Annotated in this window: 1 protein-coding gene; it reads left to right on the forward strand. The window is 40.3% G+C overall.

All coding sequences use genetic code 11. From position 1 onward, the window contains the following. Positions 1-1,072, forward strand: a 1,072-nt coding sequence (locus tag D1Z92_RS17445; RefSeq protein WP_503104918.1) for a SaeA-related protein, incomplete at both ends; no start/stop codon positions are given.

Below are 1,072 nucleotides of genomic sequence, written 5' to 3' on the forward strand. Positions count from 1 at the left end.
AACCACAGATTACAAATGCAACATGGGATGCAAATCAAAGTGAAGTCGTGATAAATTGGAATACCATAACCAACGCAGATCATTATATGGTTAAAAGATTGACTAAAGAAACGGGTAGTTACGACAACTTAGCACAAATTAATGATATCAATACCACCACATATAAAGATGCAACGGCAGAACATGGGATGACCTATTATTATAAAATCGTAGCAGAAAATAATGCGGGGATAACGGAGTCAGACTTTAAAGAAGTCATCATCCCACCGTCTGAAGTGACAGATTTGGATATAAACCGTGGTAATGGCACTTTAATTTTGACGTGGACTGCGGTGTCAGGAGCTACATCATATAAAATTGTAAAACAACCACAAGGTAGTGTCTCTCAAGAAATTATACCGATTAACGATTCGCCGGATAACAATAACCAATTGAGTTATCTAGACAAAGCGGTAATCATCGGGAAGAGCTATGAGTATTGTGTTATTGCAGTCAATGCAGGTGGCGATTCTTCAATCAGCTACTGTACAACAATCGTTGTAAAAGCAAAATTAGACGCACCAACGCTCTCAGCACAAGAAGGAGACGGGAACATAGTTTTAACATGGAATGCTATTGAGAAAGCAGAGTCTTACCATGTATACCGAAAAAAAGCCGATGAACAATTTGGAAAAACTCCGTATCAGGTGTTACAACATGATGGAAATAGTGCAACCATAACGTATACAGATACAAACGTAACAAATGGTATCACTTATGATTATGCAGTCGTTGCAGAAACCAATGCAACCAACACGGAGGGTAGTGCTTCTAATATCGTATCGGCAACCCCACAAAAACCAAGCAACAGTGGTGGTGGAAGTGACAACGGTGGCGGCGGAGTCATCATCAGCTACCCGAAAAAAGATGACGATAAGCAAGCTACCAAGCAAGAAGAAAATGTACAAGAAGTGAAGGCTTCCGACATCAAACCAGATGAAGAAGGAACCGTCACCATCAAGGCAGAGAAAGAAGTCGATACGATTACCTTACCAGCAACAGATAAAGCATTAGAAGACATCGATACGCTAAC

It is taken from the genome of Longirhabdus pacifica, from assembly GCF_004115085.1.
GTDB lineage: Bacteria > Bacillota > Bacilli > Paenibacillales > DSM-105158 > Longirhabdus > Longirhabdus pacifica.